This is a genomic window from Actinomycetospora sp. NBRC 106375, assembly GCF_030269665.1.
Taxonomy (GTDB): Bacteria; Actinomycetota; Actinomycetes; order Mycobacteriales; family Pseudonocardiaceae; genus Actinomycetospora.
In genome coordinates, this window is sequence record NZ_BSTS01000002.1 from 59,471 (window position 1) to 75,114 (window position 15,644).

Annotated in this window: 13 protein-coding genes and 1 pseudogene; 10 read left to right on the forward strand and 4 right to left on the reverse strand. The window is 74.4% G+C overall.

Annotation, left to right across the window (positions count from 1 at the left end; all coding sequences use genetic code 11):
• Nucleotides 1-4: 4 nt before the first annotated feature.
• Together QSK03_RS03730 and QSK03_RS03735 are read left to right on the forward strand one after the other, a co-directional pair.
• Nucleotides 5-1,666 (forward strand): amidohydrolase, encoded by a 1,662-nt coding sequence (locus QSK03_RS03730; RefSeq protein ID WP_285648641.1) that lies wholly within the window; start codon nucleotides 5-7, stop codon nucleotides 1,664-1,666.
• Nucleotides 1,663-2,979: an MFS transporter gene (locus QSK03_RS03735; protein WP_285648642.1), complete on the forward strand. Its 1,317-nt coding sequence runs from the start codon at nucleotides 1,663-1,665 to the stop codon at nucleotides 2,977-2,979. The genes QSK03_RS03730 and QSK03_RS03735 overlap by 4 nt, the downstream gene beginning before the upstream one ends.
• A gap of 70 nt (nucleotides 2,980-3,049) precedes the next feature.
• Here QSK03_RS03735 and QSK03_RS03740 read toward each other — a convergent pair whose 3' ends face one another.
• Nucleotides 3,050-4,171, reverse strand: a complete 1,122-nt coding sequence (locus QSK03_RS03740; RefSeq protein WP_285648643.1) for an aminotransferase class I/II-fold pyridoxal phosphate-dependent enzyme — start codon at nucleotides 4,169-4,171, stop codon at nucleotides 3,050-3,052.
• Between the two features lie 43 nt (nucleotides 4,172-4,214).
• Nucleotides 4,215-5,786, reverse strand: a complete 1,572-nt coding sequence (guaA, locus tag QSK03_RS03745; protein WP_285648644.1) for a glutamine-hydrolyzing GMP synthase — start codon at nucleotides 5,784-5,786, stop codon at nucleotides 4,215-4,217.
• Nucleotides 5,787-5,856: 70 nt separating this feature from the next.
• Between guaA and QSK03_RS03750 the strand changes: the two genes are divergently transcribed.
• The 3 genes from QSK03_RS03750 (at nucleotide 5,857) to QSK03_RS03760 (ending at nucleotide 8,538) form a co-directional block, all read left to right on the forward strand.
• Nucleotides 5,857-6,471, forward strand: coding sequence for a PadR family transcriptional regulator (locus QSK03_RS03750; RefSeq protein ID WP_285648645.1), 615 nt, complete (start codon nucleotides 5,857-5,859; stop codon nucleotides 6,469-6,471).
• The gene (locus QSK03_RS03755; RefSeq protein ID WP_285648646.1) at nucleotides 6,468-7,784 is read left to right on the forward strand and encodes an FAD-dependent oxidoreductase; all 1,317 of its coding nucleotides are present in this window, start codon (nucleotides 6,468-6,470) and stop codon (nucleotides 7,782-7,784) included. Before QSK03_RS03750 ends, QSK03_RS03755 begins: the two co-directional genes overlap by 4 nt.
• Nucleotides 7,785-7,899: 115 nt before the next feature.
• Nucleotides 7,900-8,538 carry a maleylpyruvate isomerase family mycothiol-dependent enzyme gene (locus QSK03_RS03760; RefSeq protein ID WP_285648647.1) on the forward strand — a complete coding sequence of 213 codons (639 nt, stop codon included), beginning with the start codon at nucleotides 7,900-7,902 and terminating at the stop codon, nucleotides 8,536-8,538.
• Here the strand turns inward: QSK03_RS03760 and QSK03_RS03765 are convergent.
• Together QSK03_RS03765 and QSK03_RS03770 are read right to left on the reverse strand one after the other, a co-directional pair.
• The gene (locus tag QSK03_RS03765; protein WP_285648648.1) at nucleotides 8,535-9,590 is read right to left on the reverse strand and encodes a maleylacetate reductase; all 1,056 of its coding nucleotides are present in this window, start codon (nucleotides 9,588-9,590) and stop codon (nucleotides 8,535-8,537) included. The genes QSK03_RS03760 and QSK03_RS03765 overlap by 4 nt on opposite strands.
• A gap of 28 nt (nucleotides 9,591-9,618) precedes the next feature.
• Nucleotides 9,619-10,578 carry an amidohydrolase family protein gene (locus QSK03_RS03770; protein ID WP_285648649.1) on the reverse strand — a complete coding sequence of 320 codons (960 nt, stop codon included), beginning with the start codon at nucleotides 10,576-10,578 and terminating at the stop codon, nucleotides 9,619-9,621.
• Nucleotides 10,579-10,672: 94 nt separating this feature from the next.
• On the opposite strand from QSK03_RS03770, the gene QSK03_RS03775 reads away from it, so the two are divergent.
• From QSK03_RS03775 to QSK03_RS03795, 5 genes and pseudogenes are all read left to right on the forward strand, one after another.
• Complete coding sequence (locus QSK03_RS03775; RefSeq protein WP_285648650.1) at nucleotides 10,673-12,271, forward strand: bifunctional 3-(3-hydroxy-phenyl)propionate/3-hydroxycinnamic acid hydroxylase; 1,599 nt, start codon at nucleotides 10,673-10,675, stop codon at nucleotides 12,269-12,271.
• A 43-nt stretch (nucleotides 12,272-12,314) separates the two neighbouring features.
• The gene (locus QSK03_RS03780) at nucleotides 12,315-13,547 is read left to right on the forward strand and encodes an MFS transporter (RefSeq protein WP_285648651.1); all 1,233 of its coding nucleotides are present in this window, start codon (nucleotides 12,315-12,317) and stop codon (nucleotides 13,545-13,547) included.
• A gap of 61 nt (nucleotides 13,548-13,608) precedes the next feature.
• The gene (locus QSK03_RS03785; RefSeq protein ID WP_285648652.1) at nucleotides 13,609-14,394 is read left to right on the forward strand and encodes an IclR family transcriptional regulator; all 786 of its coding nucleotides are present in this window, start codon (nucleotides 13,609-13,611) and stop codon (nucleotides 14,392-14,394) included.
• A 198-nt stretch (nucleotides 14,395-14,592) separates the two neighbouring features.
• Nucleotides 14,593-14,799: pseudogene (locus tag QSK03_RS33395) on the forward strand (RtcB family protein); the annotation flags it as partial.
• A gap of 143 nt (nucleotides 14,800-14,942) precedes the next feature.
• Nucleotides 14,943-15,644: an RtcB family protein gene (locus QSK03_RS03795; protein ID WP_502872133.1), complete on the forward strand. Its 702-nt coding sequence runs from the start codon at nucleotides 14,943-14,945 to the stop codon at nucleotides 15,642-15,644.

Here is a 15,644-nt window from a genome sequence, read left to right on the forward strand (position 1 = left end):
CACCGTGGAGATCGATCTTCTGCTGCGCGACGCCGACGTCCTGACCCTCGACGACGCCCACCCGCGGGGACGCGCCGTGGCCGTGCACCAGGGTCGCGTCCTGGCCGTCCTCGACGACGAGGAGCTCCCGGCCGGCGTCCGGGCCCGGCGCGTGGTCGGGGCCGGGGGCGCGACGGTGGTGCCCGGCTTCGACGACGCCCACCAGCACGCCGCGTGGTTCGGGCAGTCGCTCGCCGAGATCCCGCTGGCCGGCCTGCCCGACCTCGACGCGCTCTACGACGCCGTCGCCGAGCGTGCCGCCGGGCTCGCACCGGACGCGTTCGTCGTCGGCAGCGGATACGACGACGTCGCCCTGGGCGGCTCGCCGGAGCGGCGTGCGCTCGACCGCGCCGGCGGCGGGCGGCCGGTGTGGCTCAAGCACCGCTCCGCGCACGTCTGCGCGGTGTCGACCGAGGTCCTGCGGCGCGCCGGCGTCCTGGACGGCTCCGCGGCGGTCCCGGCCGGCGGCGTCGTGGTCGTCGACGACGACGGCGACCCCACGGGCGTCCTGCTCGAGGCCGCGCAGGCCCTCGCCGGCGACCTGCTGCGTCCCTACTCCGTCGAGGACCTGACCGACGCGATCGCGAGCGCCACCGCGGTCTTCGCCGCCCAGGGGCTCACCCACGTCACGGAGGCCGGCATCGGGGGCGGGTGGATCGGCCGCTCGCCCCGCGAGCTCGCCGCCTACCAGCTCGCGCGCGAGCGCGGCGACCTCGCCGTGCGCGTCGACCTCATGCCCGAGACCTCCGTCCTTCACGACGTCCCCGGCGGCCCGGGACGCGGCCTGGACCTGGGCCTGCGCCCGGGCCTCGGCGACCTGGACCTGCGCATCGGGCCGATGAAGATCTTCTTCGACGGAGCGCTGAGCTCGCGCACCGCGGCGATGCACGAGCCCTTCGCAGATCGCGAGCACGCGGGCTACCTCGGCGACGACCCGGAGGTCCTGCACGCCGCCGTCGTCGAGGCCGTCTCCGGAGGGTGGACGGTCGCGGCGCACGCCATCGGCGACCGCGCCGTCGACGCCGCCCTGGACGCGTTCGAGGACGCGGCCGTCCGTCCCTGGCCCGGGGTGCGGCCGCCGCGGCACCGCCTCGAGCACGCCGGGGTCGTCGGCGACGCCGCGCTCGTGCGGCTCGCCGCCCTCGGCGTCACGCCGATCCCGCAGGCCCGGTTCCTGTACGAGATCGGGGACTCGATGGCGGCCGCCGTCGGCGACGAGCGCGCCGACCTGCTCTACCGCCACGCCTCCTTCCTGCGCGCCGGGCTGCGCGTGCCCGCGAGCTCGGACCGGCCCTGCGTCGGCGACGGACATCCGCTGCGGGGCATCCGGTCGATGGTGCAGCGCCGCACGTCCTCGGGACGCACGCTCGGCCCCGACGAGGCCGTCGACGCGGAGACCGCGCTGCGCGCCTCCACCGTCGACGCCGCCTGGATCGCCGGCGACGAGGACGTCCGCGGGCGCCTGGCGCCGGGCTTCGCCGCCGACCTCGTCGTCCTCGGCGACGACGTCACCCGCGTCGATCACGACCGCATCGGCGACATCGAGGTCGTCGCCACCCTCCGGGGCGGACGCGCCACCCACGGCGCGGACGTCCTGGGCCTGCCGCCCGACGGAGAAACCTCATGAACAACCCCATCCCCACGGCCGCCGACGCCCGCCGCGTCGCCGTCGGCGCGTTCGTCGGCACCGCCCTCGAGTGGTACGACTTCTTCCTCTACGGCACCGCCGCGTCGCTGGTGTTCAACCGCCTGTTCTTCGCGACCGATGACGCCGTCGTCGCCACGGCCGCCGCGTTCGCGTCGTTCGCGGTCGGTTTCGTCGCCCGCCCCCTCGGCGGGATCGTGTTCGGCCACCTCGGCGACCGGATCGGGCGCCGGGCCTGCCTCCTGATCACCGTGGTCATGATCGGCGCGGTCACCGGGGTCATCGGCCTGCTGCCCGGGTTCGCCGACATCGGCGTCGCGGCACCGATCCTGCTGACGCTGCTGCGCCTGCTGCAGGGCGTCGCCGTCGGGGGCGAGTGGGGCGGCGCGATCACCCTCGCCGTCGAGCACGCGCCGCCCGAGCAGCGCGGGCGCTACGCCGCCATGCCCCAGATCGGGTCGCCGGTGGGGACGCTGCTGTCGTCCGGCGCCTTCCTGCTCGTGGCGCTGCTGCCGCCCGACGACTTCGACGCCTGGGGCTGGCGGATCCCGTTCCTGATCGCGTTCCCGCTGCTCGGCGTGGCCCTGTGGCTGCGCCGGCGCGTCGAGGAGTCGCCGCTGTTCGACCGCCTGCTCGCCGAGGACGCCCGCGCAAGCGCACCCGTGCGCGAGGTCGTCGTGCGGGCCTGGCCGGCGCTGCTCGTCGGGGCCGGGTCGGCCCTGCTCGGGGTCGGCGGGTTCTACCTCGCCACGACGTTCGTCATCAGCTACGCGACCGGCGACCTCGACCTGCCGCGCCCGCTGGTGCTCGGCGCGACGCTCGTCGCCGCCGTCGTGGAGATCGGCGTGCTGGTGCTGGGCGGGCGGTTGGCGGAACGCTTCGGCTCGGCGCGCGTGACCGTCGCGGGCGGCGTCGCGTCCGCGATCGTCGCGCTGCCGATGTTCTGGCTGCTCGACACGCGCAACGCCGCCGCGGTCGTCCTCGGCGTGACGGTCGGGGTCGCGATGCTCTCGATCCCCTACGCGGTCTCCGGCGACCTGCTCGCGCGGCTGTTCCCGGCGCGCCTGCGCTACAGCGGCATCGCGCTCGCGGCCAACATCGCCGGGATCGCCTCGGGCTTCGTGCCGCTCGCCGCCACCGGTGTGCTCGCGGCGGCCGGCGGCAGCTCCTGGGCGCCGGGCCTGCTCCTGGTCGGAATCGCGCTCGTGACCGTCGTCAGCGGGCTGGCGGCGCCGCGGCTCTACGTGTCCGACGCCGAGATGACCGTCGAGGGCGTGGCGGCACCGCGGTCCTGATCCGCGACCTGCGTGATCGAAGTACCGATACGGACGCTCAGTGTCTGCGACGGCACTTCGCTGACACGTCTCAGAGCTTGCGCAGGCGCAGGAGGGCGTCGGCGAGGATCTCGTCGCGTTTGCAGCAGGCGAAGCGGACCTGGGTCTCGACGCCCTCGGGCGAGGCGTGGAAGACCTGGTTCGGCACCGCGGCGACGCGGACGCGTTCGGGCAGCGTGCGGCAGAACTCGAGCGAGTCGGTGACGCCCAGGGGCGCGACGTCGGCGGTGACGAAGTAGGTCGCCTTCGAGTGGAACACCTCGAGGCCGAGCTCGCGCAGGCCGTCGGTGAGCAGGTCGCGCTTGCGGGCGAGGTCGTCGCCGAGGTGCGCGAGGCGGTCGTCGGGCAGGTCGAGCCCGGTGGCGATGCCGTGCTGCAGCGGGGTGCCGGCGGCGAACGAGAACCACTGCTTGACGCCGAGGACCTTCTCGACGAGGTCCGCGGGGCCTGTCGCCCAGCCGATCTTCCAGCCGGTCACCGAGAACGTCTTGCCGCCCGAGCCGACGGTGATCGTGCGCTCGAACATGCCCGGGAGGGTGGCGATCGGGACGTGCACGTTGTCGTCGAAGACGAGGTGCTCGTAGACCTCGTCGGCCAGCACGACCAGGTCGTTCTCGATCGCCACGTCCGCGATCGACTGCAGCTCCGCCCGCGAGAGCACCGCACCGGTCGGGTTGTGCGGCGTGTTCAGCACGATCATCCGCGTCCGCCCGGTCACCGCCGCGCGGAGGGCGTCGGCGTCCACGGCGTAGTCGGGCGCGTGGATGCGCACGGGCACGAGCGTCGCGCCGAGCAGCTGCGCGGTCGCCCCGTAGAGGTCGTAGAACGGCTCGAGCGCGATCACCTCGTCGCCCGGGCGCAGCAGCGCCGTCATCGCCGACGACAGCGCCTCCGACGCGCCCGAGCACACGACGACCCCGCCGTCCGCGGCGACGTCGAGGCCGTACCAGCGGCGCTGGTGGTCGGCGATCGCGCGGCGCAGCGACGGGATGCCGACGGCCGGCGGGTACTGGTTCCAGCCCTTGTGCATGGCGGCGACGGCGGCGTCGACGACCTCGAGCGGCCCCGGGGTGTCCGGGAAGCCCTGACCGAGGTTGATCGCGTCGTTCTCGGCCGCCAGCCGGGACATCTCGCTGAAGATCGTCTCGGCCATCAGACCACTCCTCGGGTCGAGCTCCGGTGCGCTGCGTCTCCCATTACTCCCACTCGATCGTCCCCGGCGGCTTGCTGGTCACGTCGAGGACGACGCGGTTGATCTCGGCGCACTCGTTGGTGATCCGCGTCGAGATGCGTTCGAGCACGTCGTAAGGAAGGCGCGTCCAGTCGGCGGTCATCGCGTCCTCGCTGGAGACCGGCCGCAGCACCACCGGGTGGCCGTAGGTGCGGCCGTCGCCCTGCACGCCCACCGAGCGGACGTCGGCGAGCAGCACCACCGGGCACTGCCAGATCGTCTGGTCCAGCCCGGCGGACGTCAGCTCCTCGCGCGCGATCGCGTCGGCACGGCGCAGGGTGGCCAGCCGGGAGGCGTCGACCGACCCGATGATCCGGATCGCGAGCCCGGGCCCCGGGAACGGCTGGCGGCGCACGATCGTCTCGGGCAGCCCGAGCTCGGCGCCGACCTTGCGCACCTCGTCCTTGAAGAGTGCGCGCAGCGGCTCGACCAGCGAGAACTGCAGGTCGTCGGGCAGACCGCCGACGTTGTGGTGCGACTTGATCGTCGCCGCACCCGACCCGCCGCCGGACTCGACGACGTCGGGGTAGAGCGTGCCCTGGACGAGGAAGTCCGCGCCCTTGCCCTCGCTGACCGACCGGGCCGCGCCCTCGAACGCGCGGATGAACTCGCGTCCGATGATCTTGCGTTTCTCCTCCGGGTCGACGACGCCGTCGAGCTCGCGCAGGAACGTCTCCTCGGCGTCGACGGTGACGAGGTCGACGCCGGTGGCGGCGACGAAGTCACGCTCGACCTGGGCCCGCTCGCCCTCGCGCAGCAGCCCGTGGTCGACGAAGACGCAGGTCAGACGCTCGCCGATGGCGCGCTGGACGAGGGCGGCGGCGACGGCGGAGTCGACGCCGCCGGAGAGCCCGCAGATCGCGCGCCCCTCGGGCCCGACCTGCGCGCGGACCGCGGCGACCGTCTCGTCGATGATGTTGGCGGTGTTCCAGTCGGCGTCGACGCCCGCGACGTCGCGCAGGAAGCGGCGCAGCACCTCCTGGCCGTGCGGCGAGTGCCCGACCTCCGGGTGGTACTGGACGCCGGCGAACCGGCGGTCGACGTCCTCGAACGCGGCCACCGGCGCGCCCGGCGTGGACGCGGTGACCGTGAAGCCCTCGGGTGCCTTCGTCACGCCGTCGCCGTGGCTCATCCACACGGGGTGGGCGTCGGGCAGCTCGGTGTGCAGACGCCCCGCCTCGCCCGCGACCGCGAGCTCGGTGCGCCCGTACTCGCGGTCGCCGGTGTGCGCGACCGTGCCGCCGAGGGCGCCGGCCATGAGCTGGAAGCCGTAGCAGATGCCGAACACCGGCACCCCGGCGTCGAACAGCGCCGGGTCGACGCTCGGCGCGCCGTCCTCGTACACGCTCGCCGGTCCGCCCGAGAGCACGATCGCGGCCGGGTCGCGGGCGAGCATCTCGTCGACCGGCATCGCGTGCGGCACGACCTCGGAGTACACCTGCGCCTCCCGCACCCGGCGGGCGATGAGCTGCGCGTACTGGGCGCCGTAGTCGACGACGAGGACGGGACGCTCCCCACTGGCGGTCACGGCTCCCATCGTGCCCGACGACGGGGGACGACCCGACCCTTGCCGTCGTAGTGTCGATGACACTAGTCTCTTCGACACCATGACTCAGCGCTCCGGCCTCGCCCTCGCCGTCCTCGCCCTCGCCGCGGAGGAGCCCCTGCACCCGTACCAGATGCAGCAGCTCCTGCGGGAACGCGGCAAGGACCAGGTCGTCAACGTCGGCCAGCGCTCGCAGCTCTACAAGACGATCGACCGCCTGGTGCGCGACGGGCTGCTGGTCGCGCAGGGCACCGAGCGCGAGTCCGCGCGCCCGGAGCGCACCGTCTACGCCGCCACCGACGCGGGCCGCGAGCTCGCCGTCACGTGGACCCTCGACATGCTCACCGCGCCCCGCCACGAGTTCGCGGAGTTCACCGCGGCGCTCTCGTACCTGCCGCTGCTCGACCCCGAGGTCGCCGCCGACGCGCTCGCCCTGCGCCTGTCGGACCGCCGCGGCGAGCTCGAGCGCCAGCGTCGCGAGCGCGACCACGTGGCCGGCGTGCTGCCCCGGGTCGTGCTGCTCGACAACGAGTACGCCATCGCCCACCTCGAGGCCGACGTCAGCTGTCTCGCCGGCCTCCTCGACGACCTGCGCTCGGGCGCGCTCACCTGGGATCGCGCCGAGCTCCTCGACATCGCACGCCGGATCGACGCCGGCGGAGGGGACGGATCATGAAGGTCATCATCATCGGCGCCGGCACCGGCGGGATGTGCCTCGCGCACGGGCTGCGGCGCGCGGGCATCGAGGTCGCGGTCCACGAGCGCGACCGCACCCGCACCAGCGGCCTGCACGGCTACCGCGTCGGCATCTCGCCCAACGGCGCCCGCGCACTCAAGGCCTGCCTCGACCCGGAGCTCTTCGCGACGTTCGTGGCCACGACAGCGGCGCCGTACACGAAGCTCGCGATGCTCACCGAGCGGTACCGGCCGCTGATCAGCATCGACTTCGCCGATCTCCCGCACACCTCCGGTGACCCCGAGGACGGCGAGCACAACGTCAGCCGCATGACGCTGCGCCAGGTGCTGTTCACGGGCATGGAGGACGTGATCACGTTCGACCACCGGTTCACGCACTACACGCAGCATGCGGACGGGCGGGTGACCGCGCACTTCGACGACGGCGACTCCGACACCGGCGACCTGCTCGTCGGCGCGGACGGCGCGAGCTCGCGGGTGCGCCGCCAGTACCTCCCGCACGCGACGCACACCGAGACCGGGCTCGTCGCCATCGGCGGCAAGACGCTGCTCACCGAACGCTCCGAGCAGCTGGTGCCCGAGCAGGTCCGTCACGGCTTCGGCATGTACTTCGACCGCCGCGGCCAGTTCGGGATCACGCACATGGTCCGGATGCCCTACGGGAGTCGCAGCGACGACGAGCTGCTCGCCCGCTGGCCAGGGCTGCGCTTCGACAACACCACCGACTACGTCTCCTGGGCCATCACGACGTCGCGCTCGATCGCGCCCGCCGACCTCCTCGAGCGCACCGGCGCCGACGCCCTCGCCCTGGCCGGCGAGCTCAGCGAGGGCTGGGACCCGCGATGGCTCGACCTGATCGCGACCGCCGACCCCGGGTCGACGGTGGCCCTGGGCATCCGCACCGCCGATCCCGTGCCGGCGTGGACGCCGAGCACGGTGACGATGGTCGGCGACGCGATCCACACCATGACCCCGGGGCGGGGCGCGGGCGCCAACACCGCGCTGCGCGATGCCCGCGAGCTGCGCGACCGGCTCGTGCGGGTCCGCGACGGGGAGACGGCGCTGCTCGAGGGCGTCGGCGAGTACGAGGACCTCATGCGCCGGTACTCCTCGCTCGCGGTGCGCGAGTCGCTGGAGTTCATGAACGACAACGGCACCGCCCGGCGCCCCGTCATCGGGCCGCTGTCGGTGATGGCGCAGCGCACGAGCATGCGCGTCGTCGACCGCATCCCGCCGGCGAAGCGCCGCATGGCCCGCGGCATGCAGAAGGTCCGCGACTCCGAGCTGGTCTGACCTACGTGAGCGAACTTTGGGCCTATAGCCCCAGAGTTCGCTCACGTATGGACCGATGAGTTCCGGCGCGCCCGGCCGTCACACCGGGGACACCGCCCTGCGAGGAAGGATCCTCATGACCGTGACGACCGACACCGCCGATCTCTGGGCCGCCACCCACGCCGAGCGCGCCGCCCTCGCCGACGATCTCGCCGGGCTCACCGCCGCGCAGTGGGCATCGCCGTCGCTGTGCGCGGACTGGACCGTCGAGGACGTCGTCGCCCACCTGACCGCCGCGGCGAGCATCGGGCGGTGGCGCTGGATCGCCAGCATGCTCGGTGCCCGGTTCGACCCGGCGGTGCACAACGCCCGCCGCCTCGCCGAGCACCGCGGCGCCACGCCCGCCGAGACGCTCGCGCGCTTCCGCGCCGTCGTCACCAGCTCGGTCGGCCCCACGGGCCACACGGCGGCGTGGCTGGGCGAGGTCGTCGTGCACGGCGCCGACATCCGCCGCTCGCTGGGCCTCCGGCGCACCGCGCCGGTCGAGATCACGACCCCGGTCCTGACCTTCTTCACGAGCCGCGACTTCACCGTCGCCGGCAGGACCCTCAGCCGGGGGCTGCGACTGCGCGCCACCGACGGCCCGTTCACCACCGGTGACGGCCCCGAGGTCCGCGGGTCGACCCTCGCGCTGGTGATGGCCCTGGCCGGGCGGGCGGCGTACCTCGACGACCTCGAGGGGCCGGGGGTGGAGACCCTGCGCGAGCGCCTCTAGAACGCCGCGTCGAGCAGGGCGGTGAGGCTCTCCCGCGTCACCGGCACCGGGTTCGCGTACGGCGCGGCGAGCACCTGCTCCACGACGTCCGGCAGCCCCTCGCGGGGCATGCCGATCGCGGCCAGGGAGGTCGGCGCCCCCAGGTCGCGGGCCTCGGTGGCCAGGGCCTTCGTGACGGCGTCGGCGTCGGCGCCCGCCCCGAGCGCCCGGCCCAGCGCCGCCACTGCCGCCGGGGCGCCGGGCGCGTTGTGCGCGACGACGTGCGGGAGCACGACGGCGTGGGTCTCGGCGTGCGGCAGGCCGTACGAGCCGCCGAGGACGTGGCAGAGCTTGTGGTGCAGCGACATCGTCGTCGCCCCGAGCACGGCGCCGCAGAGCCACGCGCCCTGCAGCGCCCCGGACCGCGCGTCGAGGTCGTCGGGCCGGTCGACGACCGCCGGCAGCGCCGCCAGCAGCGACCGCGCCCCCTCCTCGGCCATCACCGCGGTGATCGGCGTCCCGTCCGGGGCCCACAGCGCCTCGACCGCGTGGGCGACCGCGTTGAGCCCGCTCGTCACCGACAGCCCGACCGGCAGCGTGAGCGTCAGCTCGGGGTCGTAGACGACGCTGCGCGGCAGCACCGCGCGGTCGCGCCCGGTGCGCTTCACGCCGTCCTCGGTCAGCCCCCAGATCGGGGTCATCTCCGAGCCGGCGTACGTCGTCGGCACCGCCACGGCCGGCAGCCCGTGGCGCAGCGCGACCGCCTTGCCCAGCCCGACCGACGACCCGCCGCCCACCGCGACACAGCCGTCGGCGTCGAGCTCGCGGGCCCGGTCGGCCGCCGCGGCCGCGATCTCGGCGGGGACGTGCTGGCGGGCCTCGGCGAACACACCCGCGGCGCGGTCGCCGAGCCCGTCGACCGCCCGCTGCAGCGTCGCGCCCTGCTCCGGCGTGCCCAGCACCAGCACCCGCCGCGGCCCGAGCCGCGCCACCTCCTCGCCCAGCTCGGCGAGGCGCCCGGGGCCGAAGACGACGCGCATCGGCAGGGCGTCGTGGACGAAGGAGGTGGTCACGGCACCCAAGCTACGTCGGCCGGGACCCTCAGAGCCGCAGCAGCCGCTCGGCGTTCCCGTGCGCGATCTTGGCGCGGTCCGCCTCGCTGATCGGCGCCGTGCGCAGGAACTCCGTGGCGACGTCCATCTCCTCGAAGGGGTAGTCGGTGCCGAACAGGATGTGGTCCGACCCCAGCGCGAGCAGCGAGCACAGCAGCGGCGCGGCGGAGCAGACGCCGCTGGTCGTGATGTAGAGGTTGTGGCGCAGGTACTCCGACGGGCGCCCGCGGGCGAGCTCGATGCCGTGGTGGGCGTGGAAGCCCCACCGGGAGTCCAGGCGCCACAGGGTGAACGGCAGCGCCTCGCCCATGTGCCCGAGCAGCAGCTTCGCCTCGGGGAAGTCGTCGAACACGCGGGAGAAGATCAGGCGCAGGGCGTGCGACGCGGTGTCGGTGCCCCAGCTCCACATCGGGCCGATGAGCTCCGGGTGCCCGGAGAGCACGTGGGCGGCGTCGACGCCGTTCGCCGGGTGCAGGTAGAGCGGCACGTCGAGGCCCTGGGCGTATTCCCAGACCACCCGCAGCTCGGGGTCGTCGAGGTAGCGCCCGTGGGTGTGCGCGTTGACGAGCGCGCCGCGCAGCCCGAGCTGGGTCACCGAGCGCTCGAGCTCCTTCGCCGCGGCCTGCGGGTCCTGCAGCGGCAGCGCGGCGAACCCGGCGAAGCGCGTCGGGTGCGCCTCGACGGTCGACGCGAGCAGGTCGTTGACCGCGGCGGCGCGGGACACGGCGAGCGCGACGTCCGGCTCGGCCTGCAGGCCCGGGGAGTTCAGCGAGAGGACCTGGACGTCGAGCCCCGCCGCGTCCATCCGCTCGAGCCGCGCCCCGGTGAGGTCGAGCAGCCGGCGCGACATCTCCTCCCAGACGTGCGGCTCCGCGATCGTCGCGGTCCCCGCGCCGTACGCGGCGAGCTCCGGGGTCACGAAGTGCTCTTCCAGCCCGATCGTCCGCATCCTGCCCTCGCTCCTGTTTTCACCATCGCGCATTGACTTCCCCAATGATGAAACCTAGCGTTCGGCGGTGTCAAACCTCACAGGAGGAGCAGGCATGACCGAGGCCGGAGACGCAGCGGAGCGGAGCTCGACCATCGATACCGACGAGACGGTCGACGTGGCCGTCGTCGGCTACGGGCCGGTCGGGATGGCGACGGCCGCGCTGCTCGGCGCCGCCGGCCACCGCGTCGTCGTGCTGGAGCGCTACGCCGGGCTGTACAACCTGCCGCGCGCGGCGATCTTCGACGACGAGACGATGCGGACGTTCGCGCGGATCGGCATCGCGGCGGAGCTGCTCCCGACGATCCACGTGCAGCGCAACTACGAGTGGCGCAATGCCGCGGGCGAGCTGCTCATCGAGCACGACTTCGCCGAGACCGGCCGCAGCGGCTGGGCCGAGTGGTACATGATGTTCCAGCCGCAGCTCGAGGAGGCGCTCGACCGCCGGGTCCGCGACGCCGGCGTCGACGTCCGCCTCTCCAGCCCCGTGACCGCGCTGACCGACCACGGCGACCACGTCGAGCTGGAGGTCGACCGCGACCACACCGTCCGCGCCCGCTGGGTCATCGCCTGCGACGGCGGCAACAGCTTCGTGCGCGAGGCCCTGGGCCGGACGATGGACGACTACGGGTTCTCCGAGCCCTGGATGGTCTGCGACTTCCGCTTCCGCGACCCGTCCGCTCCGCCCGCGGTGCCCACCGCGCGCCAGGTCGGCGACCCGGCCGGCCCCACCTCGATCATCTCGCTCGGCCCGCGCCACCACCGGTTCAGCTACATGCTCGACTCGGTCGGGGACTTCACCCTCGAGCGCGACCCGGAGAAGGTCTGGGCACGGACCCGGCGCTGGCTCTCGCCCGACGACGCCGAGCTCATCCGCGTCGCGACCTACACGTTCCGCTCGCTGGTCACCGACCGCTGGCGCGTCGGGCGCGTGCTGCTCGCCGGCGACGCCGCGCACCAGATGCCGCCGTTCCTCGGGCAGGGCATGTGCTCGGGCGTCCGCGACGCCCAGAACCTCGCGTTCAAGCTCGACGCCGTCCTGCGCGGCCGGCGCGGTGACGAGGTGCTCGACACCTACCAGCAGGAGCGCGAGCCCCACGTCCGCGCCGTGATCGAGAAGGGCATCGAGCTGGGCCGCCAGCAGACGGTGCGCGACCCGGAGCGCGCCGCCGAGCGCGACCGCGTCCTGCTCGCGCGCCGGGCGGCGGACCAGCACCCCGAGAAGATCGCGTTCCCGGGCCTGGCGGACGGCCTGCTCGCGGCGGCCTCGGGCCCGGGGCGCGGCGAGCTCGTCGCCCAGGGCGTCGTCGACGACGGCACGACGCGCGACCGGCTCGACCAGGTCGTCGGCGGTGGCGGGCACCTGCTGCTCGACGCCCGCCGGGTCGTCCTCGACGCTCGCGTCACCGACGCCCTCGCCGCGGTCGGCGTCCGCGTCGTCCCGTTGCACGGGTCCGGCGCCGCCGCGCCCGACCACGTCGTCGACGCCGAGCACACCCACCTGGCGTGGCTCGCCGCGCGCGACGCCGTCGCCGTCGCCGTCCGGCCCGACTTCTACGTCTTCGGCACCGCGCCCGACGCGGCGGCCGCCGAGGCCCTCGCCCGCGAGCTGGCCGCCGCGCTCGGCGCGCCCGCCCCGGCCCTCACCAGCTGACCCTCCCGCCCGACCTCCCGCCAGAGCCGCCAGGAGCCCCGGAATGACGTCCCCACCCACCGAACGCCTCGTGCTGGTCCTCTCGGCGGGCTTCGCCGCGCTCGAGGGCTACGACCTCGCCTGCTACGGCGTCACGGTCCCGTCGCTGCTGAAGGACGGCGCGATCGGCGCCGACAAGACCGCCGCCGGCACCGTCGGCTCGCTGGTCGCGATCGGGATGCTGGTCGGGGCCGCCGTCTGCGCGGCGACCATCCGGCGTGCGGGCAGCCGGCGGCTGCTGCTCGGCGGCGCCGCCCTGTTCTCCCTGGGCATGCTCGTCTGCGCGATCGCCCCGACGTTCGCCCTGTTCGGGGCCGCGCGGCTCGCGGTCGGCGTCGGGCTGGGCATCGTGCTGCCGACGGTGACCGCCTACGTCGCCGACCTGTCCACGCCCGGGCGCCAGGCCCGCAACGTCGGGCTGATGATGTCCGGGTACGCGGGCGGCGCCCTGCTCGCGCCGCTGCTCGGGGCCGCGCTGCTGAGCGACGCGAGCTGGCGCTGGATCTACGCGATCGGCGCGGCGCCGGCCCTGCTGCTGCTCCCGCTCGCGTTCCGCATGCTGCCGGAGAGCCCGGCGCACGAGCAGGTCGACGGCCCCCGCCGCGGTGACCTGCTGGGTCTGCGCCCGCTGCTCGCCCGCGGCCGGTGGGGCACGACGCTGCTGTTCTGGGCCATGTCGTTCTGCGGCCTGCTGCTGGTGTTCGGCATCAGCACGTGGCTGCCGACGATCATGCAGGCGGCGGGCTACTCGCTCGGGTCCTCGCTGCTGCAGACCGCCGCGCTGTGGGTCGGCGCCGGCGTCGGCATGGTGCTCGGCGGGAAGGTCGCCGACCGCGTCGGCATCAAGCCCGTCGTCGCCGTCGCGTTCCTCGCCGGCGCCGCGAGCCTGCTGGTCATGAGCGCCCGCCCGGCGCTCGGCCTGCTGTTCCTGCTGATGTTCGTCGCCGGGCTCGGCCTCATCGGCTCGCAGGTGCTGACCAACGCCTACATCGTCGGCCACCACCCGCCGGAGCTGCGCGGCCGCGCCATCGGCTGGGCGCTCTCGGTCGGGCGCCTCGGTGCGATCGCCGGGCCGCTGATGGGCGCGGCGATCCTGTCCTCCGGGCTGGGCGTCGCGTGGAACTTCTACCTGTTCGCGATCCCCGGCGTCCTCGGGGCGCTGCTCGCGGCCGCGGTCCCGGCGGTCCGGGCCCGGGCGGCCGCGGGCGACGCCGACGGCGCCCGGGTCAGCGCCTGAGGACCGCGCCCGTGGACCGCGCCCGACGTCCGCGGCGGTGGCCGTGACTAGGGTCGACGCCGTGGCCGGCGAGGACGATCCCGAACCCGCGGCGGGCGCGTCCCGGCAGGGGATCCAGTCGGTCGAGATCGCGATGACCGTGCTCACCGCCCTCGAGAGCGGCGGCGGCCCGATGAGCCTCACCCAGATCGCGCAGGCGAGCGACATGGGCCCGAGCAAGGCCCACCGCTACCTCGTCAGCCTGGGGCGGGCCGGTCTCGTCGCGCAGTCGCGCAGCTCCGGGCTCTACGACATGGGCCCGGCGCTGCGCCGCCTCGGCGCCGAGTCGCTGCGGCGCATGGACGAGGTCGGGCTGGTCTCGCAGTACATCCCGGGTCTCCGTGACCGGACGGGCCACGCGGTCAACCTCGCCGTCTGGGGCGACCACGGGCCGGTCATCGTGCGGTGGGACTACGGCGCCTACGCCCTGCCGATCACGGTGCGGGTCGGGGCGACGATGCCGCTGCTGACGTCGTCGGTCGGTCGCGTCTACCTCGCCCACCTCCCCCGCTCGCTCACCGAGCCCGTCCTGCTCGCGCAGCAGGCCGACACCGGCGGGCACACCGCGGCCGAGGTCGACCGCATCACCGAGGAGGTGCGCCGGCAGGGGTACGCGCTGACCTCGGGCGGCGTCATCCCGGGCATCGCGTCGGTCGCGGCGCCGGTGCTCACCACCGGCGACTCGCTGCCCCTCGTCGTCGCCCTCGCGCTGCCCGAGCGGGCCGCCACCGACGCGGTGCTGCGCGACGTCACCGCCGCGCTGGTGGAGGCGACCGCGGCCATGTCCGCCGAGCTCGGCGCCGCGTAAATCGCGGGTGCCGCGCCCGCCCTCCTGGCTACCGTCTCGACCCGAGGAGCCGGCTGCCGAGACGCGGAGGGAGACGACCGGACCATGGAGAAGATCAGCGACCGCCTGCTCAACTGGGCCTCGATCCTCGATGCGGGCACCCGCGAGCAGGCCGAGCGCACGGCGACGATGCCGTTCATCCGCCCGCACCTCGCGCTCATGCCCGACGCGCACCTGGGCCGCGGCGCGACGGTCGGCTCGGTGATCCCGACGCGGCGGGCGATCATGCCCGCGGCGGTCGGCGTCGACATCGGCTGCGGGATGGCGGCGGTGCGGACGCAGTTCGACGTCGAGGACCTCCACCGGAAAGGCTCGCTCGCCCCGCTGCGGGAGGCGATCGAGCGGGCGATCCCGCTGGGCGCCGGGCACCACAACCGCAAGGTGGTGGCCACCTCGGTGCCGCGGGTCGAGGAGCTCACGGCCATGGCCGAGGAGGCCGGGTTCGACCCGTCACGGACAAGAAGGGGTGGGAGGCGCAGCTCGGCACGCTGGGCAGCGGCAACCACTTCATCGAGGTCACCGTCGACGAGGAGGGCCGGGTGTGGCTGTTCCTGCACTCCGGCTCCCGGGGCGTGGGCAACAAGATCGCGCAGCGGCACACGGCCGTGGCCCGCGAGAACTGCGCCGGCGTCGAGCTGCCCGACCGGGACCTCGCGTACCTCACCGAGGACACCGACGAGTTCTGGGCCTACATCCGCGAGCTGCGGTGGGCGCAGCACTATGCCCTGCGGGGCCGCGAGGAGATGATGGACCGCGTGGTGCGGCAGACGGCGGAGTTCGTCGGCGCCGACGTGGTCGAGCAGGAGCGGGTGAACTGCCACCACAACTACACCGCGCAGGAGACCCACTTCGGCGAGCAGGTGTGGGTGTCCCGCAAGGGCGCCATCGACGCCTCGACGGGCCGCGCCGGCCTGATCCCGGGGTCGATGGGCACCGCGTCGTACGTCGTGACCGGCAAGGGCGACGCGATGTCGCTGACCAGCGCACCGCACGGGGCCGGGCGGGCGTACTCGCGGACGAAGGCCCGCGCGACCTTCACCCACGACCAGCTGCGGGCGGCCATGGCCGGGATCGAGTACCGGGACACGGACGCGTTCCTCGACGAGATCCCCGCCGCGTACAAGGACGTCGACGTGGTCATGGCCGACGCGGCCGACCTCGTCGAGGTCCGGCACACGCTGCGGCAGGTCGTGAACGTCAAGGGCACGTAG